Consider the following 20317-nt stretch of genomic DNA (forward strand, 5'->3'; position numbering starts at 1 on the left):
GTTCGGGGCGCTGGACCCGGTGACCCGCGTGGCCCTGGCCGACGACGTCCGGGCCCTGCACGAGCGGCTGGGCCTGACGACGGTGATGGTCACCCACGACGTCGGCGAGGCGCTGCTGCTGGCCGACGCGGTGGTGGTGATGGCCGGCGGCAAGGTGCTGGCCCATGCGTCGCCGACTGAACTCCTGGCGGGGCATCCCGACCCCGCTGTCGCCGACCTGATCGCCGCGCCCCGGAAACAGGCCCAGCGTCTGGCGGAGCTGGCCCGTGGCTGAGCGCGTGACCGCCGCCCTGGCCGTCCTGCCCGAGCGCCTGGGCTGGCATGTCGCGCTGTCGGCCTCGGCGCTGGGCCTGGGCCTAGCCGTCGCCCTGCCGCTGGGCATCGCGGCGGCCCGCGATCCGCGCCTGAAGTGGATTTCGCTGGGCGCCGCCGGCCTGGTTCAGACCATACCCAGCTTGGCCCTGCTGGCGCTGTTCTATCCGGTGCTGTTGTTGCTGTCCGGCCTGGCGACGAGGGTGCTGGGGCATGGCTTCCCAGCCCTGGGCTTTCTGCCATCGCTGCTGGCCCTGACGCTGTATTCGATGCTGCCGATCATGCGCAACGCGGCGGCCGGCGTCTCCGGCGTCGACCCCGCCGTGGTCGAGGCCGCGCGCGGCGTGGGCATGACCGATCGCCAGCGGCTCTGGCGCGTCCAGCTGCCCCTGGCCGCGCCGGTGATCATGGCCGGCGTGCGCACGGCCGCCGTCTGGACGATCGGGGCGGCGACCCTGTCCACGCCGGTCGGCCAGACCTCGCTGGGCGACTACATCTTCTCGGGCCTGCAGACCGAGGACTGGGTGGCGGTGCTGGTCGGCTGCGCGGCCTCGGCGGCCCTGGCCTTGGCGGTGGACGCCTTGCTGGGCCTGATCGAGGTGGGAGTAGCGCGACGCGACGGCCGGCGGCTCTGGGCTGGCGGGGCGGGCCTGGCGATCGGCCTGCTGGCGGCGCTGACGCCGCTGGCGGGCGCGGCCCTGTCTCGGGGCGCTCCGGCCTATGTCGTCGGGGCCAAGAACTTCTCCGAGCAGTACATCCTGGCCGAGCTGATGGCCGGGCGGCTGGAGGCCGGCGGCGCGACCGTGCGCCGACGCGTGAACCTGGGCTCGGCGGTGGCCTATCGCGCCCTCGCGGCGGGCGAGATCGACGCCTATGTCGACTATTCGGGCACCCTGTGGGCCAACGTCCTGAACCGCGCGGACAATCCAGGCCGGCAGGCGGTGCTGGATGGTCTGCGGCGAGCGTTGAAGGCGCGCGACGGCGTCGTGCTGCTGGCGCCGCTGGGCTTCGAGAACGCCTACGCCCTGGCCATGCGCCGAGACCGCGCCAGGCAGTTGGGCGTCCGAACTCTGGCCGATCTGGCCGCCAAGGCCCCGAGCCTGACCCTGGGCGGTGATCTGGAGTTCTTTTCCCGGCCCGAATGGAAGAGCGTCGAGAGCGCCTATGGCCTGGCCTTCAAGGCTCGCCGTCAGTTCCAGCCGACCTTCATGTACCGGGCCCTGGAGAGCGGCGAGGTCGACGTGATCTCGGCCTTCTCGTCGGACGGCCGGATCGCCGCCGACGACCTGGTGCTGCTGGACGACCCGAAGGCCGCGCTGCCGCCCTATGACGCGGTGATCCTGGTTTCGCCCAAGCGAGCCGACGATCGGCGGCTGCGGGCGGCGCTGGCGCCGCTGAGTGGGCGCATCGACGTCAAGGCCATGCGGGCGGCCAACTATGCCGTGGACCGGGACATCGGAAAGAAAAGTCCGGCGGAGGCGGCCAGGATGCTCGTCGGCGACGCGATGGCGACGTCCCGACGCGATTGAACGCCCCGTGGTTCGAGATCTCTTCCGCTTCAAGGTTGAAATCTGTTTGGTTCAAGAGGCGGCTAAGCGATGGTTGCGCCGTGACAGAACGTCGCGCGTTCTTCATAACGCCCGTGTTCAGTCTCCATTCAGCCGAGGTCCGTTAAACCCGACCGCATGAAACCGATCCGTGCTCTCATCGTCGCCGCCGCGCTGGCCGCCACCCTTCCGGGCCTGGCCTCGGCGCAGCGTGGTCCGGACTCGCTGGGCGCCGACTGGCGCGAGCGTCAGGATCAGGCGCGCGGCGGCGTTCAGTCGGGACGCCTCGTGCCGCTGGGCCGGGTGATCGAGATGATCAGCCGGCGCGTGCCCGGCCGGGTGCTGGACGCCGGCCTGGAAGGCCGCAACTATCGGGTCCGCTGGGCCACCGCGGACGGCCGTCGCATCGACTTCATCGTCGACGCCGAGACCGGTCAGATCCTGAGCGGCGGCTGAGGAGTTACCACGTCATGCGCATTCTGCTCGTCGAGGACGATCCCGACCTGACGCGCCAGCTGAAGCTGGCCCTGGCCGACGCCGGCTACGCCGTCGATCACGCCCCCGACGGCGAGGAAGCCCAGTTCCTGGGCGAGACCGAGCCCTATGACGCGGTGGTCCTGGACCTGGGGCTGCCGAAGGTGGACGGCGTATCGGTGCTGGAGCGCTGGCGGCGCGGCAATGTCACCACGCCGGTGCTGATCCTGACCGCGCGGGCCGCCTGGAGCGACAAGGTCGCTGGTTTCGACGCCGGTGCCGACGACTATCTGGCCAAGCCCTTCCACACCGAGGAACTGCTGGCCCGCCTGCGCGCTCTGCTGCGGCGCTCGGCCGGCCACGCCGCGCCCTCGCTCTCGTGCGGCGCGCTGCGCCTGGATCCCCGGGCGGCGCGGGCCAGCGTCAATGGCGAGCCGCTGCGGCTGACCTCGCTGGAATACCGGCTGCTGCATTACATGATGATGCACCAGGGCCGGGTGATCGGGCGCACCGAGTTGGTCGAGCACCTTTATGACCAGGACTTCGATCGCGACAGCAACACCATCGAGGTGTTCATCGGCCGCCTGCGCAAGAAGCTGGGCGCCGACCGTATCGAGACCGTGCGGGGCCTGGGCTATCGGCTGATCGCGCTGGAAGGCGAGAGCGCTTAGCTCCGTGATCGATCTTCGTCGCCGCTCGCTGGTTCGACGGCTGGTCCTGATCGCGGGGGTCTGGACCCTGCTGGTCATGCTGGTGGCCGGGGTCTTTCTGACGGCCCAGTTCCGCGGCGCGGCCATCCGGCGCTTCGACCAGTCTCTGGCGGTGCTGACCGATGATCTCTACGCGGGCTCGTCGGTCGACGACGGCGAGCTGCGCGCCCCGTTCCTGACCGACATCCGCGCCACGCGCGCCTATTCCGGCCGCTACTGGGTGATCCTGGACAAGCAGCGCGACGGGGCGATGCGCGCGGTCGAGCGGTCTCGCTCGCTGTTCGACAGCGACCTGATGCTGTCCTCGCGCCAGGTGGACCAACTGGACGCCAAGCCGGGCAAGACCCAGTACTTCGATCTTCGCGGCCCGCAAGACAAGCCGCTGCGCGCCGCCGCCATCCAGGCTCGGCTGCCGGGCTATCCCGATCCCGTGGTCTTCCTGGCCGCCGAGGACCGGTCTCCGATCGACGCCGACGCCGATCGTTTCGCGGGCGTCACCGCCATCGCCCTGCTGATCCTGGGCGTCGGCCTGATCCTGGCCGTGGTGGTGCAGGTGCGGTTTGGTCTTCAGCCGCTGTTTCGACTGCGCCGCGAGGTGGCGGCGGTCCGGCGCGGCAAGACCGAACGCGTGGAGGGCGCCTATCCGGACGAACTGGAGCCCCTGGCGCGCGAACTGAACGCCCTTCTGGCCCATAACCAGGAGGTCGTGGAGCGCCAGCGCACCCACGTCGGCAATCTCGCGCACGCCTTGAAGACGCCGCTGTCGGTCATGCTGACCGAGGCGTCTCAGCAGCCGGGCCAGCTGGCCGAGGTGGTCGAACGCCAGGCCCAGACCATGCGCGAGCAGGTCGACCACCACCTGCGCCGGGCCCGCGCCGCCGCGCGCTCCCAGACCAGCGGCGAGCGCACGCCTCTGGAGCCGATCCTGGACGAGCTGGCCGTCACCCTGGAGCGGATTTTCCAGGACAAGGGGGTCCAGATCGATTGGCGCTGTCCCGAGGACCTGTGCTTCCAGGGCGAGAAGCAGGACCTGATGGAGCTGGCCGGCAACGTCATGGAAAACGCCGGCAAGTGGTGCCGGGGCAAGATCCGCGTCGAGGCCGCGCCGGAGGGCGAGGCCAGGCTGTTGCTCACCGTCGACGATGACGGCCCCGGCCTGCCGCCCGAGGAGCGCGCCCAGGCCCTGAAGCGCGGCCAGCGCCTCGACGAGAACGCGCCCGGGTCGGGTCTGGGTCTGTCGATCGTCGACGAGTTGGCGCGGGCCTATGGCGGCTCCGTGCAACTGGGCGAATCGCCCCTGGGCGGTCTGCGCGTCTGCCTAGACCTGCCTCGCGCGGAAGCTTAGCCATAGGTTGAGAAAGGTCGCCGCCCTCGATCGGTTCGCATACCGTTGGTCGGCGTTTCTAAACCTTTAGTCGTGTTGAGCTTTTCGCGGCGCGACAATATGCTCTGACGCGTCGGATTTTCATCGCGTTTCGGAAATCCTTAACCTCGTTTCGAACATGGTTGACGTCCATCGGACACGCGCGTCCGTTTCGGGGGATCATGGCCGCTATCGCCGCCCACAAAATGCAGATGATCCGGACGCTGGTGGAAACCGCGCCGGACGCGGCTCTGCGCAGTCTGGAGCTGGCGTTGTCGGGCGCGGGCGGACAGGGTTCGTTGGCCGCCGTGCGGGGACTGGTCGAGGACGAGACCGCCAACCGCTTCGTGCGAAATAATGTCCTGGCTCCGATCGCGCCGCTTTGCGTCGCCCGGCGCGAAGGCCAGGTGGACTTTCCCGCCCCCGTGCTGTCTCGCCTTTGGCGGGCCCTGAAGTCGGTCGCGCCCGAAGGCGTGCAAGAGGCCTCGGCCAAGTGCAATCCGTGGGATCTGGAGCAGGGGACGCCCGAGATCTTCGACGAACTGTGCAAGACGGCGGCGGCCGGCCTGCGCGACCCCGACAACGCCGCGTTCGACAGCGTTCGTGTTCTTTGCGATCCCGAGGATCTGGCGCTTTGCCTGCAACTGGCGCCGATCGTCCGCAGCTGCCTGCCCAAGCTTTCGGAGTGGGTCAGCCGCATGTCGGGCGAGCGCGCGGCCGCCGCGCGTCTGGCCTATCGCGACGCCTGCCGGATCAGCGATGACGCCGGCGCCTTGCTGCTGGACATCCTGTCGGCCCATCTGCCCGACGACTGGCGCATCCTGCGGGTGATCTCGGCGGTCATGGACCGCCCGTCCGATCGCTATCTCGCCTCGTCGGAATTCAAGGACTTCGGCGAGCGCATCCTGGACGACATCGATGCGTCGATCGTCCGTGTCGAGACCTTCAATTTCGCGGATGGCGAAAAGGTCGGGCGCGAGGTCGCCCAGGTCGCCCATAAGGTCCAGCTGCAGATCGTCGAATTCCAGCAGTCCGTAGACGTCGCCAAGGACGGCCCGTGGGGCAAGCGTCTGGCTCGCCACAAGCAGGCCATGGCCAAGGCTTGCGAGGTCCGCATGGAGCAGGCCGACAAGGAGCTGGAACGGGCCCTGCCGACCCGTCCGATCTCGATGATGGGCAAGAAGGGCGGAAGGGGCGCGGCCAAGCTGACCGATGAGCCGGACGAGGCGCAGATCCGCCGCGCTCAAGGCGCCCTGGCCTTTGTCGCCGAGCTGCGCAGCTGCGCCGACAAGGCCGGCTATGGCACGACCCGCACCAAGGTGCTGGAAAAGCTGAACACGCGTCTGGACCCCTATATCGAGGACGTCCTGCACGTGGCCCGCACGGGCGAGGGCGGCGACACGGCCCTGGCCGTCAAGTATCTGAACATCGCCGCGGGCTTCATCGCCTACACCCGCGACGAAAAGACCGCCGAAATCGTCCGCCGCCGCGCGGCCGCCGCGATCGCGGCTTAACTGGCCAAGCCCGTCTTTCGGGCTGTTGAGAGCTCACATCTAGCGCGTCAGCCAGGCGTCCAAAGCCTTGTTGACCACCTCCGGCCGCTCCAGCGTGATCACGTGACCGCAGTCGGCGGCGATCGTCAGGGTCGCGCCAGGGATCGCCGCCGCCATCTCCTCGGACAGGGCCATGGGCGTCAGCGGATCGGCGTCGCCGACCACGATGGTCGTGGGGACGCTGATTTCGGCCAGAAGCGGGCGGCTGTCGGGGCGGGCGATCACCGCCTCGGTCTGGCGCGCGAAGCCGTCCAGTCCAACCGTCCGGCCCATCCGGATGCTGACGGCGTTAAGCGCGGGGTCGCCCTTGCGGCTGGGGTGCGTCAGGGCATCCGCGCCCAGGTTCAGGAACCGCTCGAAGCCCACGGCGCGCGCCTGGTCCAGCATCTTGCGACGCGCGGCGGTCTGTTCGGGGGTGTCGGGCCGCGCCGAGGTGCAGATCAGCGCCAGCTTCTCCACCCGATCGGCGGCCTGCCGCAGGATCTCGAAGGCGAGATAGCCGCCCATGGACACCCCCGCGAGCGCGAAGCGTGGCGGGGCGTTTTTCAGGATCCGCGCGGCGATCTCCGCCATGGTCTCCCCCGCCAAGGTGTTGGCGATGGCGACGGGGCCATGGGGCCACAGCGTCGGCAGCTGAGGGGCGAAGATCTCCTCCGAGCAGAGGAGTCCCGGAACCAGCAGGATCGCCGTCATGACACCTCTCCATGCGCGCGGCGACACCATGGCGCGGTGCGGCGAGGCACTTAAGCGCTTTTTTCGCTAACGGCCGGCTCGCGGAACGGCTAACACGCGGCCATGATCGCTTTCTGGATCGCCGCGACGGGGCTGTCTGCCGTGACCGCGGGCCTTGTGCTGCGGGGCGCGGCGAAGGCTCGTCCGGTCGATGACGCCGACACCCGGCTGGAACCGCATCGCCGCCGCCTGGCCGAGGTCGAACGCTTGGCCCTGGACGGCCTTCTGTCGCAGGACGAGTTGAAGGCCGCGCGCGCCGAGGCGGGCCGGGGTCTGCTGGCCGCCGCCGACCAGGCCGAGCACTGGACGCGGGACGGCGCTGGTCCGCGCAAGGCCGTGGTGGCGACCGTGGGCGCGGCCTGCGTCGCCGCCGTCGGTCTCTATCTCTTCGTGGGCCATCCCGAACTGCCCGATCAGGCCTTCGCCAAGCGCGTGGCCGAGTGGAAGGCCGCCGATCCCGCGACCCTGGCGCCCGACCAGATCGCCGCCGTGCTGGAAAGCGTGGTCGCCAGCCAGCCCAAGGCGATCGAGCCGCTGGTGTTCCTGGCCAAGGCCCGCGTGGCCAGCGGCGACCTGCCCGGCGCCGAGGCGGCGCTGCGCAGGGCCGTGCGCCTGGCCCCCAAGCGCGCGGACCTCTGGAGCCTGCTGGGCCAGACCTTCGTGATGGAGAGCGCTCAGAAGGGCGACGGCGGCCAGGTCGGCCCCGACGCCAAGCTGGCTTTCACTCAGGCGTTGAAGGCCGATCCGAACGACCTGCGCGCCCGCTATTTCCTGGGGCGCGGCAAGGTGGCGGACGGCGATGTGCAGGGCGGTCTGGCGGACTGGCGCGCGCTGCTGGCCAGTCTTCCGCCCGACAATCCGGCGCGCGCGACGCTCGCGGCGGAGATCGCCCAGGTCGAGACGCAAGGTCGTCTGGCCTCCGCCGAGCCCGCCGCCGCCCAGAACCCGCAGGTCCAGGGCATGATCGCCGGCATGGTCGAGGGGCTGGCGGCTCGGTTGGCGAAGTCGCCCGACGATCCGGACGGCTGGGTGCGCCTGGTCCGCGCCTATGCCGTGCTGGGCGAGACCGCCAAGCGCGACGCGGCCCTGGCCAGCGCTTCGGCTCGTTTCAAGGATCAGCCCAAGGTGCTGTCGGCCCTGCGTCAGGCGGCCGACACGCCCGCTCAAGCCAACGTAAAGACGCCATGAGTTTCTGGCCCAAATCCCGCAAGGCGCGGACGCGCCTCACCGTGCTGCTGGCCGTCGCGCCGGTGCTGGCCCTGGCCGTGGGTCTGGCGCTGTTTGGCCTGCGCGACAGCATCTCGCTATTCTACACCCCGGCCCAGGCTCAGGAGGCTCACGTCAAGCCGGGCCGCAAGGTGCAACTGGGCGGGCTCGTCCAGCGCGGCAGCGTGGTCAAGCACCCCGGCGGCGATGTCGACTTCGTGGTCGCCGACCACAAGGCGTCGGCCAAGGTGACCTATCACGGCGACCTGCCGGACCTGTTCCGCGAAGGGCAGGGGATCGTGGCCGAAGGCAGCTTCGATCCGAACGGCGTCTTCGTCGCCAAGCAGGTGCTGGCCAAGCACGACGAGCGCTACATGCCGCGCGATGTCGCCAAGGCCCTGAAGAAGCAGGGCGAGTGGCGGGGCGAGGGCGCGCCCGCTCCCAGCTATGGGAGTCAGAAGCCATGAGCGTCTGTCCTTTCTCCGGCGAGGCGACACGGGGATGATCACCGAACTGGGCGCGTTCGCCCTCGTCCTTTCGCTGATGCTGTCTGTCGCCCAGACCGGTCTGTCGGCCGTCGGCGGCGCGCGGCGCTCGCCGGTGCTGGCCGGCGCGGGACGCGGCGCGGCCGTGGCCGCCTTCGTCGCCGTCGCGGTGGCCTTCGCGGCGCTGATCCACGCCTTCGTGGTCTCGGACTTCTCGGTCGCCAACGTGGCCGGCAACTCCCACACCGCCAAGCCGATGCTGTACAAGGTGGCCGGCGCCTGGGGCAGCCACGAGGGCTCCATGCTGCTGTGGTGCCTGGTCCTGACCGGCTATGGCGCGGCCATGGCGGCGTTCGGCGAGAGCTTGCCGCCCAGGCTCCGGGCCTACGCCCTGGCCGTGCAAGGCGCGCTGGGCGTGCTGTTCCTGGCCTATGCCGTCTTCGCCTCCAACCCGCTGGCCCGCCTGCTGGAGGTCCCGGTCGAGGGGCGGTCGCTGAACCCCTTGCTGCAGGACCCCGCCCTGGCGGCTCACCCGCCGTTCCTCTACAGCGGCTATGTCGGCTTCTCGGTGGTCTATTCGCTGTCTCTGGCGGCCCTGATCGAGGGACGGGTCGACGCGGCCTGGGCCCGCTGGGTGCGCCCCTGGACCCTGGCGGCCTGGAGCCTGCTGACCGTCGGCATCACCCTGGGCGCCTTCTGGGCCTATTACGAACTGGGCTGGGGCGGCTGGTGGTTCTGGGACCCGGTCGAGAACGCCAGCTTCATGCCCTGGCTGATCGGCGCGGCCCTGCTGCACTCGGCGATCGTCACCGAAAAGCGCGGCGCCCTGCCGGGTTGGACGGCCTTCCTGGCTCTGGCCGCCTTCACCTTCTCGATGCTGGGCGCCTTCCTGGTGCGCTCGGGCGTGCTGACCAGCGTCCACGCCTTCGCCGTCGATCCGACGCGCGGCGTCCTGCTGCTGATCATGATGGGCCTGGCGGCGGGAGCCGGGTTCCTGCTGTTCGCGATCCGCGCCCCGTCGCTGAACCCCGGCGGCCAGTTTCGCGCGGTCAGCCGCGAGAGCGCCATCGTCCTCAACAATATCCTGCTGTCGACCGCGACGGCGGTGGTGCTGCTGGGCACGCTCTATCCGCTGATCCGCGAGGCCATGGACGGCGAGGCCGTATCGGTCGGCGCGCCGTTCTTCAACCTGACATTCACGCCGCTGATGGTGCTGGCCTTCGCCATCCTGCCGACCGGCCCGCTGCTGGCCTGGAAGCGCGGCGACGCGCGCGGCGTGGCCCGCAAGCTGTGGGTCGTTCTGGCGGTCGCGGCCCTGCTTGGCCTGATCGCCTACGGAATCGTCCAGCCGCGCAAGGCCCTGGCCAGCGGCGGGCTGGCGCTGGGCTTCTGGCTGCTGGGCGGCGCGCTGCTGGAGATGGCCGACCGCCTGAAGCTGTTCCGCGCGCCGTCCGCCGAGAGCTTGCGCCGCGCCCGGGGCCTGCCGCGCGGCGCCTGGGGCGCGACCCTGGCCCACGCCGGTCTGGGCGTCTTCGTGCTGGGCGCGTCGTTCGAGACCGCATGGCGCGTCGAGGCCGCCCAGGCGCTGAGCCTGAACGACAGCCAGACGCTGGGCGCCTATGTGCTGACCCTGACCGACATCGGCACGGTGGAAGGTCCCAACTACCTGGCCGAGCGCGGCGTGGTGAGGATCGTCGACAAGGCGGGCCGTCTCGTTTGCCGCGCCGAGCCCGAGCGCCGCTTCTACCCGACCGGCGCCCAGACCACCTCGGAGGTGGCGATCTGTCCGCGCCTGCTGGACGACCTCTATGTGGTGCTCGGCGAGCGCCGGGCGGGCGAGGGCGGCAAGCCCGCCTGGCTGGTGCGCGCCTATGTGAACCCGTGGGTGCGGCTGATCTTCCTGGGGCCGCTCTTGATGGCGATCGGCGGGGCGATCTCGCTGTCGGACCGCCGCGTGCGCCTGGGCGTGGGCCGCCGGGCCCGGGAGGTGGTGTCGTGAGGGGCGCGGGCGTCATGGATCCTCCCCCGCGATGTGGGGGAGGTGGTCGGGAGGGCCGGAGGGGGCTAGCTGGGCGTATGCGGCGTTTGCCCCCTCAGTCGCTCCGCGACAGCTCCCCCGCGTCGCGGGGGAGCATCTCCAGGACCCTCGCAGTCGCCCTGGCGTCCATCGCGCTGATGGCCAGCGCGTCCGAGCCGTCCGAGCGTCTCGCCGATCCGGGCCAGGAGGCGCGGGCCCGCGCGATCTTCCGCGAGGTGCGCTGCCTGGTCTGCCAGAACGAGTCGATCGACGATTCCGAGGCCCAGCTGGCGGGCGATCTGCGGCGGCTCGTGCGCGAGCAGGTCAAGGCCGGACGCAGCGATGCCGAGATCCGCGCGTTCCTGGTGCAGCGCTATGGCGAGTTCGTGCTGCTGAAGCCCCGCTTTTCGGCCGGCAACGCCGCGCTGTGGCTGGCCCCCGCCGGGGTGCTGGTCGTCGGCGGCGGGCTGATGATCGCGTTGCTGCGACGCCGGCAAACGCCGGAGGCGGAGCTTTCCGAAGACGAGGAAGATCGCCTGCGCCGGCTGCTCGAAGACGATTGACACGATTGCGCCGAAAAGGGGCCGCAAGAAGCGCCCTCCGAGTGACGGAAAGTAAGTCGAGAGCCATTGCACCTTTTGTCGCTGGAACTAGGTTCTCAGATCGAAAGGCCGCGCGTCGGACGCGCGGATGAGGAAAGACGAGAATGACCGCTAGGAAGTCGGGTTTCATTGTGGGCGCCGTCGCTGGCGCGGGCGTCGCCTGCGCGGCTCTGGCCGGAGTCGGGATGCGCATGGGGACGGCTTCGGCGGAAACGCCTCAAGCCGTTCCGGCCATGGCCGGCTCGCCGGCCTTCGCGCCGCCGCCGGGCGCGCCGATGTCGTTCGCCGACATCTTCGAGAAGGTCTCGCCCGCCGTCGTCCAGATCAACGTGACGTCCAAGGCCAGCCCGCAACCGCTGCGAATCCCGGGCCTGGAAGGCTTCGACATCGTGCCGCGCGGCCAGAAGGGCAAGCCGGGCCAGAAGGACCAGGGCGACGAGGATTCGCCGTCCCTGCCGAAGCAGCAGTCCGCCGGCTCGGGCTTCTTCATCTCGGCCGACGGCTACATCGTCACCAACAACCACGTGGTCGCCGACGCCGACGACATCCAGGTGGTGCTGAAGGACGGCCGCGAGCTGAAGGCCACGCTGGTCGGCCGCGACGAAGGCACCGACCTGGCCGTTATCAAGGTCATCGACCCCAAGGCCAAGGGGAAGGACTTCCCCTATGTGAACTTCGAGAACCAGGCCAAGCCGCGCGTCGGCGACTGGGTGATCACCATCGGCAACCCGTTCGGCCTGGGCGGAACGGCCACGGCCGGCATCATCTCGGCCTATAACCGCGATCTGGGCGACACGACCTCGTCGTTCGTCAACTACATCCAGATCGACGCGCCGATCAATCGCGGCAACTCGGGCGGTCCCAGCTTCGACATCTACGGCCGGGTGATCGGCGTCAACAGCGCCATCTACTCGCCGTCGGGCGGCTCGGTCGGCATCGGCTTCGCCATTCCGGCGGACATCGCCGAAGCGACCGCCAAGCAGCTGATCGCCGGCGGCAAGGTGGTGCGTGGTTATATCGGCGTCACCATCTCGGACTTTAATTCCGAGATGGCCGAGGCGCTCGGCCTGAAGGACGTCAAGGGCGCTATTGTCTCCGAGCTGGTGCCGGGCGGTCCCGCCGCCAAGGCCGGCCTGCTGCCCGACGACATCCTGACCGGCGTCAACGGCAAGACCATCGCCAACCGCTCGGAGCTGACCCGCGAAGTGGCCAAGGCGCGTCCGGGCGAGACGATCAAGATGTCGATCATCCGCGACGGCAAGCCGCGCGTCATCGACGTCAAGTCCGGCACCCGTCCGTCGGAAGGCTCGCTGGCCTTGAACGACAATGACGACGATCAAGGGTCGGGCGCCGCGCCGACGCCGGACAAGCCGGTGACGGCCAAGATCGACGCCCTGGGCCTGACGCTGTCGCCGATCGACGCGGCCGCGCGCCAGACCTACAAGATCGACACCGAGGTCAAGGGTCTGCTGATCACCGCCGTCAAGGGCGACAGCGACGCGGGCGAAAAGGGTCTGGCCAAGGGCGACGTCCTGGCCAATGTCAACGGCACGGCGGTCAACACGGTCGCCGACGTCAATGGCCTGATCGCCACCGCCAAGAAGGCCGGCCGCACCAGCGTTCTGGTCAAGGTCATTCGCCAGAACCGCCCGGTCTTCGTGCCGCTGAAGATCGCGCCGTAGAGGCCGTAAGGTTTCTTCGGTTGTCCTGATCGGCGGAAGTCGATCAGGACAGGCCGTAAGCCTGCTAGGGTCAAAAGACAGAGCCCCGCTCCGCACCGCCGGAGCGGGGCTTTTTCATATCTGTCGAAGGTTTAAGGTGCGACGCTCGCCGAAAGCGGTATCAACCGCTTGGACGGTCGCGCAACGCGCGGAATCGGGGGAACGTCGACCGTCACGCCATTCCGTTTCAAGCGCATGAGGGGCTCGCTGATGCGTATACTGATTATCGAGGACGATCTTGAAGCGGCGGGCGCGATGGCGCACGGCCTGAAGGAGGCCGGCTACGAGGTCTTGCACGCGCCCGATGGCGAGGCCGGCCTGTCCGAAGCCCAGAAGGGCGGCTTCGACGTGCTGGTCGTCGACCGGATGATGCCCAAGCTGGACGGCGTCACCGTCGTCGAGACCCTGCGCCGGGAAGGCGACCAGACGCCGGTGCTGTTCCTCTCGGCCCTGGGCGAGGTCAATGACCGCGTCGTGGGCCTGCGGGCCGGCGCGGACGACTATCTGGTCAAGCCCTACGCCTTCCCCGAGCTGATGGCCCGGGTCGAGGCCCTGTCGCGCCGCCGCGAGACCGGCGCCGTGGCGACCACCCTCAAGGTGGGCGAACTGGAAATGAACTTGATCAACCGGACGGTCCATCGTCAGGGCAGGGAGATCGACCTGCAGCCGCGCGAGTTCCAGCTGCTGGAGTTCATGATGCGCCACGCCGGCCAGTCGGTGACCCGCACCATGCTGCTGGAGAAGGTCTGGGAGTACCATTTCGATCCGCAAACCAACGTCATCGACGTCCACATCTCGCGCCTTCGCAGCAAGATCGACAAGGGTTTCGACCGTCCGATGCTGCAGACCGTGCGTGGCGCCGGCTATCGGCTGGATCCGTAGTCTCACCATCCGACTTCCCCGGCGACACGTCAGTGCGGCGAAGCCAGTGCCGGGAAGATCGGGAACTTAATGCTCCGAACTCGAACGAGGTCGGACTCGAGGAGGCCTTAGCGCCTACGACACCATGCGCCTGCCGCGTCTCCTCCGCACCACGCCGTTCCGGCTGACCCTGCTGTTCCTGGCCCTGTTCGCGGCGGCCGCCAGCGCGTTCCTGGGCTACATCTATGTCGCCACGGCCGGCGAGGTGAACCGCCGCGCCCAGGCCGAGATCAGCCGCGAGTTCGAGAGCCTGGAGACCGCCTATCGCCAAGGCGGGGTCGACGCCCTGAACCAGGCCATCGTCGAGCGCGCCACCGGCGAGCGGCCGTTCCTGTATTTCCTGGCCGACAAGAGCGGCAAGCGGATCTCCGGCTCGATCGAGGAGTCGCCGGTCGCCAACTTCACCGGCGATGGTCCCACCTGGGCCAGTTTCAAGGTCACGGAGACCGACATGGACGGCGCCGAGGTCAAGGCCGCGGCCAAGGGCGTCCAGCAGCGGCTGGAGCACGGCGAGATCCTGTTCGTCGGGGCCGATGTCGACGCCTCGGAAGCCTATGTCCGCAAGATCGTCCGGGCCCTGTGGGGCGCGGGGGCCCTGGTCATCCTGCTGGGCCTGGCCGGCGGGGTGCTGATCAGCCGCAATGTCAGCCGCTCGATGCAGGGGCTGGTCGATGTGGTCAACGCGGTGCGGGCCGGCGATCTGCACGCTCGGGCCAAGATCCGCGGCGCGCGCGACGAGTATGACGAGCTGGCCGAGGGCCTGAACGACATGCTGGACCGTATCGAGCGGCTGATGGGCGGTCTGCGCCACGCCGGCGACGCCATCGCCCACGACCTGCGCTCGCCGCTGACCCGCCTGCGGGCGCGGATGGAGGTGGCCCTGATCGACGCCGAGAACGGCAAGGGCGATCCCTTGGCGGCGCTGGAGACGGCCCTGGCCGACGCCGACGGGGTGCTGAAGACCTTCAACGCCGTACTGGCCATCGCCCGGCTGCAGGCCGCCGGCGCCGCGCCGGATCAGAAGAGCTTCGACGCCTCGGAGCTGGCCAGCGACATGGCCGAGCTCTACGAACTGTCGTGCGAGGACAAGGGCCTGGACTTCAAGGCCGAGATCGTCCCGGCCCTGACCATCAAGGGCAATCGCGAATTCCTGGCCCAGGCCCTGGCCAACATCCTGGACAACGCCATCAAGTACACGCCCGAGGGCGGCGCCATCATGCTGCGCGCGCGCCGCACGTCGTCGGGCGAGCTGGAGTTCTCGGTCACCGACACCGGGCCGGGCGTGCCCGAGGCCGACCGGGCCCGTGTGGTCCAACGCTTCGTGCGCCTGGAGAATAGCCGCAGCGAGCCCGGCGCGGGTCTGGGCTTGTCGCTGGTCCAGGCCGTCGCGGCCTCGCACGGCGGGCGGCTGGAGCTGGCCGAGGGGCCGGGCGAGTACAACGGCATGGGTCCGGGCCTGCGGGTGGCCCTGGTGCTGCCGCGCGTCGAATAGCGGTCCTTACGGGGTGGCCCGCACCCAGGTGATCGCGCCGGTGACCGGATCGATCTGGGCCGCCATGCCTGAATTGACGTCGCTAGCCTGAGGCCCGCGCGGCGCCACGCTCCAGACCAGCGCCATGGCGGCGACGGCCAGGAAGGTGACGGTCAGGAAGCCGGCGATGTCGCGCGCCAGGCTCGGCTCGCGCTTGTTCAGCAGGGAGACCCGCAGGATCAGCGGGTGGGTGGCCCAGCCGCAGGCCAGCGGCGAGACGGCGGCGCCCATCTGAGCCTTCATCAGGGCCCTGGCGTAGTCGGCGCGGATGTCCGAGCGCAGAGCCACGACCGTGGCGTCGCAGGCCAGTTCCTGATCGACACGGATCAGGCGCGTGGCCAGGGCGATCATCGGATTGCACCAGCCCAGCACGCCGATCACGGCGATGACCAGGTTGGCGATCGGGTCGCCGCGGTTGATGTGGGTGCGCTCGTGAAGCTGGATCATCGCCCGCTCGCGATCGTCGAAGCGCTGGGCGAAGTCGGCCGGCAGCACGACGCGCGGCCAGAGGGCGCCGACGACGGCGGGACCGGCCAGGCCCTGGTCGACGCGGCGGCGGAACATGTGCTCGCGCAGGGTCAGGATCGCCGTGGCGATCACGCAGCCGGCCAGCCAGAGCAGGATCAGCTTGCCGGCCCAGACGCCCAGCGGACGCGCGGGCGAGCCGAAATCCAGGGTCTCGGCCAGGCTGGGGAAGAAGGCGGCCGCGGCGGCGGCGGGGACGATGATCCACAGACCGTAGGCGCGGCGGGGCCCAAAGGCGCCGCGCGCCAGCGGCCGCAGAAGGATCACCAGCAGCACGGCGGCAGCGGCGGCGATCTGAGCCCGGATCAGGGCGAGGGCGAACAGCTCGGTCATGGTCTGCGGCGTTCCTGGCCTTCTAAGACCCGATCGTTACAACTGTAATTTCCCGCGTCAAGCCGGTCTCCGCGCGGCGGCGCGACGACTTGTCGACGACCCCGCGCCGGGCCACGGTGCCGACATGACTCGCCCGCTCGCCGACCGCCTCGCCCCTTGCGGCCCCGTCCTCGACGCCAAGGCCGCCGAGCGGGCCCACGAGATGATCGCCAAGCGGGTCGGCGAGGGCATGGCGTCCGTGGACCTGGCCTGGGCGGCCCTGGCGCCGGTGTTCGCCGCCTCGCCCTATCTGGCGGGTCTGGCGCGCCGCGATGGCCGCCGCCTACCCATGATCCTGGAGGGGGATCCCGACCGGATCCTGGCTGTGATCCTGACCGCCGCCGAGGCCTTGGCGGCCGAGCCGGACTTCGAGACCGCCCGGCGTCGGCTGCGCGAGCTGAAGGCCGACCTGCACCTGCTGACGGCCCTGTGCGACCTGGGCGGCGTCTGGGGTCTCGATCAGGTCACCGGCGCCCTGACCCGCTTCGCCGACGCCTCGCTGAAAGCCGCTTTGGCCCAGGCCGTGCGGCAGGAGGTCGATCGCGGCGCGCTGACCCACGTGGGCGAGGGTGAGGACGGTCCCGCGCCCGGCCTCTTCTGCGTGGCCATGGGCAAGCACGGCGCGTTCGAGCTGAACTATTCCAGCGACATCGACTTTTCGATCTTCTACGCGCCCGACAGGTTGCCGGTCGCCGAGGGGCACGAGCCCCAGGCCGTGGCGGTGCGCATCGCCAACCACCTGGGGCGTGTTCTGCAGGAGCGCACCGGCGACGGCTATGTCTTCCGCATCGACCTGCGCCTGCGCCCCGACCCGTCCTCGACGCCGCCCGCCATGCCAGTGGACGCGGCCATGGACTACTACGAGAGCGTCGGTCAGAACTGGGAGCGCGCCGCCCACATCAAAGCCCGGGTCGCGGCCGGCGACTTCGCCGAGGGACAAGCGTTCCTGGAGGGGCTACAGCCGTTCATCTGGCGGCGAAACCTCGATTTCGCGGCCATCGCCGACATCCATTCGATCAAGCGCCAGATCCACGCCTACAAGGTCGATGACCGCCTGACCGCCAAGGGCGCCGACCTGAAGCTGGGCCGGGGCGGCATCCGCGAGATCGAGTTCTTCGTCCAGACCCAGCAGCTGATCCTGGGCGGCCGCCAGCCGGACCTGCGCGGCCCTCGAACCCTCGACGCCCTGGCCGCCCTGGCCGCCGCGGGCCATGTCACGCCCGAGGACGCCGCCTGGTTGACCGGCGCCTATCGCGACTTGCGGGCCCTGGAACACCGCGCCCAGATGATCGCCGACGACCAGACCCACAAGCTTCCGGAGTCGGACGCCGAGCGCAAAAAGGTCGCCGCGCTCTGGGGGCAGGACAACCTGCGCAGCTTCGACGCGACGGTCGGCAAGATCCTGAAGGGCGTGAACCTGCGCTACGGACGGCTGTTCGCCGGCGAGGAGGCGCTGTCCTCCCGCTTTGGAAGCCTTGTCTTCACTGGCGTCGAGGACGATCCCGAGACCCTGGCCACCCTGAAGCGCATGGGGTTCTCCAGCCCCGAACGGATCGCCGCCACCATCCGAAGCTGGCACCACGGGCGCATCGCCGCCACCCGCACCGAGCGGGGCCGCGAGCTGTTCACCCGCTTGGCGCCGCGCCTGCTGGACGCCGCCAACGCCACCGGCGCGCCCGACCCGGCCTTCAATCGTTTCGCCGACTTCTTCGCGGGTCTGAGCTCGGGCGTGCAGATCCAGTCGCTGTTTCTGGCCCAGCCGCGCCTGTTCAAGCTGATCGTCGAGGTGATGGCCTTCGCGCCGCGCCTGGCCTCGACCCTGGCCCGCCGGCCCACCGCGCTGGACGCCCTGCTGGATCCGGCCTTTTTCGGACCGATCGAGACTCCGGCCGTCGCCCCCTGGGACCCGGCCGATTTCGAGGGCGCGATGGACGCCGCCCGCCGCCTGTTCCGGGATCAGAGCTTCCGCATCGGCGTGCGGGTGATGAGCGGCAGCGCCGACGCCCGCGACATTGGCCGGGCGTTCGCCGAACTGGCCGACCTGATCATCGGCGGCCTGGCGCCGGCGGCGCAGAACGAGGTCGAGCGGATCGGCGGCGCCTTCCCCGGCGAGGTCGCCGTCGTCGCCCTGGGCAAGGCCGGCTCGCGCGAGATGACCGCCAAGTCCGACCTCGACCTGATGACCCTCTACGCCGCCGACCCGCGCGACATGTCGTCGATCAAGGCCTGGGGCGCCGAGACCTTCTACGGCCGCTTCACCCAGCGCCTGGCCTCGGCCCTGTCGGCGCCCACGGGCGAGGGCACGCTTTACGAGGTGGACCTGAAGCTGCGCCCCTCGGGAACCAAGGGGCCCGTCGCCGTCAGCTTCGCGGCCTTCGAGGACTATTATGAGCGCGAGGCCGAGACCTGGGAGCTGCTGGCCCTGACGCGCGCCCGGGTGGTGTGGGCCAGCTCGCCCGCCTTCAAGGTTCGCGCCGAGGCGGCGATCGAGGCGGCGCTGCGCCGGCCGCGCGACGCCAAGAAGACCGCCGCCGACGTCATCGAGATGCGTGAGCTGATGGAGCGCGAGCGGCCGGGCAAGGGCGACTGGGACCTGAAGCTCGATCCCGGCGGCCTGGTGGACATCGAGTTCGCCGCCCAGTTCCTGCAACTGGCCCACGCCGCCCAGGACGGTCCCCTTCGCCAGAATACCGGCGAGGCCCTGGCGGCCTTGCGGGCGGCGGGTCTGGCCGATGATGGCGCGCTGGCTAGGCTCGAGGCCGCCTGGCGGCTGGAGCAGGACCTCTCTCAGCTGATCAAGGTGGCGCTGGAGGACGGCGCGGACGTCGAGGCCGAGCCCAAGGCTTTCCGGACCCTGCTGGCCAGGGCCGGTCACGTCGGCCAGTTCAAGTCTCTGAGGCCCAAACTGGCCAAGGCCAAGGCCGAGGCCCGCGCCGCCTACGCGGCGATCGTCAAGGCGTCGGGCTGAGAGTCGTCGACGACCGCGACGGAAAGGGCGATCTCGCGCGTTAAGGTCTCCGAGGGACGGCCGCCAACCGCCTAGGAGATCTTGCATGGGTATTCGAATTCTGACCGTCGTGGGCGCCGTGCTGGCCCTGGGCGGTCCGGCCCTGGCCCAGACGCCATCGACGCCGACCGCCGCTGGCATGACCCTGCAGCAGTTCGAGGCCGCGAACGGCGACAAGTGGTTCGCCCGCGTCGACGCCAACAAGGACGGCAAGATCTCGCCCGAGGAGTTCGAGGCGTTCCGCGCCAAGAGCGCCAGCGACGGCGCCGACGCGGCGGCCAAGCCGTCCGACAAGGCCAGCAAGCGCGCCGCTCGCATGTTCGCGCGCTTCGACGCCGACCACGACGGCTTCATTTCGCGAAGCGAGGCGAACGCGGTCCTGGCTTGGCGGTTCAAGCGCATGGACGCCAACAACGACGGCGTCCTGTCTCTGGAAGAGTTGAACGCCAAGCCGGGTAAGGCCAAGGTCGGGATCTGATGACGACGTGCGTGGCGGGTTGAGGTTTGTCGTCCGACGGGAACGATCCCGACGAGGGCTTGCTGGCGGGGGTGGGACGGGGCGATCCGACCGCCGTTCGCGCCCTGCTGGACCGACGCCTGCCGCGCATTCTGGCACTGGCCCGGCGGATGCTGAACGATCCGGGCGAGGCCGAGGACGTGGCGCAGGAGACCTTCCTGCGCGCCTGGAAGCAGGCTCGGAGCTGGAAGCCGGGCGGCGCGAAGTTCGATACCTGGCTGCACCGCGTCGCGCTCAATCTGTGCTACGACCGGCTGCGCAAGCGTCGCGAGACGCCGACCGACCAGCCGCCCGAGCAGGTGGACACGGGGCCCGCGCCGGATGCCGGCTTGCTGGGCGCCGACCTCTCGCGGAGGGTCGAGTCGGCCCTGGCGGCGCTGCCGCCGCGCCAACGGGAGGCGATCGTGCTTTGCCATCACCAGGGCTTGGGCAATATCGAAGCCGCTGGCTTGATGGAAATCAGTGTCGAGGCGCTGGAGAGCTTGCTTTCACGCGGGCGTCGGGCGTTGAAGGCCGCGCTGGCCGATCTGGCGGGCGAGGCGTGATGGCGGCGACGGACCGAAAGGAGGTGTGGTCATGATGTCACTCGAGAGGTTCGAGGACCTGGCCGAGACCTATGGCGGCGAAATCGCGCGCTGGCCCGAGGCCGAGCGCGAGGCCGCGCGCGCCCTGTTGGCCGTCGAAGCGTCCCGGCTGACGCCGGTGCTGGTCGCCGCGGCCCA

General features: G+C 70.0%; 17 protein-coding genes and 1 pseudogene. 16 read left to right on the plus strand and 2 right to left on the minus strand.

The genetic code is table 11. The features are described from left to right. The 6 genes and pseudogenes from FCU40_RS17890 to FCU40_RS17915 all read left to right on the plus strand — a co-directional run. Positions 1–274 (plus strand): annotated as a pseudogene (locus FCU40_RS17890) (ABC transporter ATP-binding protein); the annotation flags it as partial. After that, positions 267–1841 (plus strand): glycine betaine ABC transporter substrate-binding protein, encoded by a 1575-nt coding sequence (locus FCU40_RS17895; RefSeq protein WP_168076763.1) that lies wholly within the window; start codon positions 267–269, stop codon positions 1839–1841. The pseudogene FCU40_RS17890 and the gene FCU40_RS17895, both read left to right, overlap by 8 nt. Before the next feature lie 156 nt (positions 1842–1997). Further along, positions 1998–2315 carry a PepSY domain-containing protein gene (locus tag FCU40_RS17900; protein ID WP_004620469.1) on the plus strand — a complete coding sequence of 106 codons (318 nt, stop codon included), beginning with the start codon at positions 1998–2000 and terminating at the stop codon, positions 2313–2315. Between the two features lie 14 nt (positions 2316–2329). Continuing rightward, the gene (locus tag FCU40_RS17905) at positions 2330–3004 is read left to right on the plus strand and encodes a response regulator transcription factor (RefSeq protein WP_004620467.1); all 675 of its coding nucleotides are present in this window, start codon (positions 2330–2332) and stop codon (positions 3002–3004) included. A gap of 4 nt (positions 3005–3008) precedes the next feature. Next, on the plus strand, positions 3009–4388 hold the full coding sequence (locus tag FCU40_RS17910) for an ATP-binding protein (protein WP_168076765.1): 1380 nt from the start codon (positions 3009–3011) through the stop codon (positions 4386–4388). A 161-nt stretch (positions 4389–4549) separates the two neighbouring features. Further along, on the plus strand, positions 4550–5920 hold the full coding sequence (locus FCU40_RS17915; protein ID WP_168076767.1) for a hypothetical protein: 1371 nt from the start codon (positions 4550–4552) through the stop codon (positions 5918–5920). Between the two features lie 39 nt (positions 5921–5959). On the opposite strand, the gene FCU40_RS17920 is transcribed toward FCU40_RS17915, so the two are convergent. Further along, positions 5960–6682 carry an alpha/beta hydrolase gene (locus tag FCU40_RS17920; RefSeq protein WP_168076769.1) on the minus strand — a complete coding sequence of 241 codons (723 nt, stop codon included), beginning with the start codon at positions 6680–6682 and terminating at the stop codon, positions 5960–5962. 72 nt (positions 6683–6754) lie between these two features. On the opposite strand from FCU40_RS17920, the gene ccmI reads away from it, so the two are divergent. From ccmI to uczS, 7 genes are all read left to right on the plus strand, one after another. After that, entirely contained in the window at positions 6755–7879 is a 1125-nt protein-coding gene (gene ccmI / locus FCU40_RS17925) for a c-type cytochrome biogenesis protein CcmI (protein WP_168076771.1), read from the plus strand. Further along, entirely contained in the window at positions 7876–8364 is a 489-nt protein-coding gene (gene ccmE / locus FCU40_RS17930) for a cytochrome c maturation protein CcmE (RefSeq protein WP_168076773.1), read from the plus strand. The genes ccmI and ccmE overlap by 4 nt, the downstream gene beginning before the upstream one ends. Before the next feature lie 34 nt (positions 8365–8398). Beyond that, positions 8399–10381, plus strand: a complete 1983-nt coding sequence (locus tag FCU40_RS17935; protein WP_168076775.1) for a heme lyase CcmF/NrfE family subunit — start codon at positions 8399–8401, stop codon at positions 10379–10381. A 77-nt stretch (positions 10382–10458) separates the two neighbouring features. After that, positions 10459–10962: a cytochrome c-type biogenesis protein gene (locus tag FCU40_RS17940; RefSeq protein ID WP_004620453.1), complete on the plus strand. Its 504-nt coding sequence runs from the start codon at positions 10459–10461 to the stop codon at positions 10960–10962. 143 nt (positions 10963–11105) lie between these two features. Further along, complete coding sequence (locus FCU40_RS17945) at positions 11106–12683, plus strand: Do family serine endopeptidase (protein WP_168076777.1); 1578 nt, start codon at positions 11106–11108, stop codon at positions 12681–12683. Positions 12684–12932: 249 nt separating this feature from the next. Then, entirely contained in the window at positions 12933–13604 is a 672-nt protein-coding gene (gene uczR, locus FCU40_RS17950) for a two-component system response regulator UczR (protein WP_168076778.1), read from the plus strand. Between the two features lie 124 nt (positions 13605–13728). Further along, a complete protein-coding gene (gene uczS, locus FCU40_RS17955; protein WP_004620447.1) occupies positions 13729–15135 on the plus strand; it encodes a two-component system sensor histidine kinase UczS in 1407 nt (468 codons plus the stop codon). Positions 15136–15141: 6 nt separating this feature from the next. On the opposite strand, the gene FCU40_RS17960 is transcribed toward uczS, so the two are convergent. Then, positions 15142–16032 carry a M56 family metallopeptidase gene (locus FCU40_RS17960; RefSeq protein ID WP_168076779.1) on the minus strand — a complete coding sequence of 297 codons (891 nt, stop codon included), beginning with the start codon at positions 16030–16032 and terminating at the stop codon, positions 15142–15144. A gap of 124 nt (positions 16033–16156) precedes the next feature. Between FCU40_RS17960 and FCU40_RS17965 the strand changes: the two genes are divergently transcribed. The 3 genes from FCU40_RS17965 to FCU40_RS17975 all read left to right on the plus strand — a co-directional run bounded on the left by FCU40_RS17965 (position 16157) and on the right by FCU40_RS17975 (position 20140). After that, positions 16157–19039, plus strand: a complete 2883-nt coding sequence (locus FCU40_RS17965) for a bifunctional [glutamine synthetase] adenylyltransferase/[glutamine synthetase]-adenylyl-L-tyrosine phosphorylase (protein WP_168076780.1) — start codon at positions 16157–16159, stop codon at positions 19037–19039. An 85-nt stretch (positions 19040–19124) separates the two neighbouring features. Next, on the plus strand, positions 19125–19556 hold the full coding sequence (locus FCU40_RS17970; RefSeq protein WP_168076781.1) for an EF-hand domain-containing protein: 432 nt from the start codon (positions 19125–19127) through the stop codon (positions 19554–19556). 26 nt (positions 19557–19582) lie between these two features. Then, positions 19583–20140, plus strand: coding sequence for an RNA polymerase sigma factor (locus FCU40_RS17975; RefSeq protein ID WP_004620438.1), 558 nt, complete (start codon positions 19583–19585; stop codon positions 20138–20140). Positions 20141–20317 lie beyond the last annotated feature (177 nt).

It is taken from the genome of Caulobacter sp. SSI4214 (assembly GCF_012184455.1).
Lineage (GTDB): Bacteria > Pseudomonadota > Alphaproteobacteria > Caulobacterales > Caulobacteraceae > Caulobacter > Caulobacter vibrioides_E.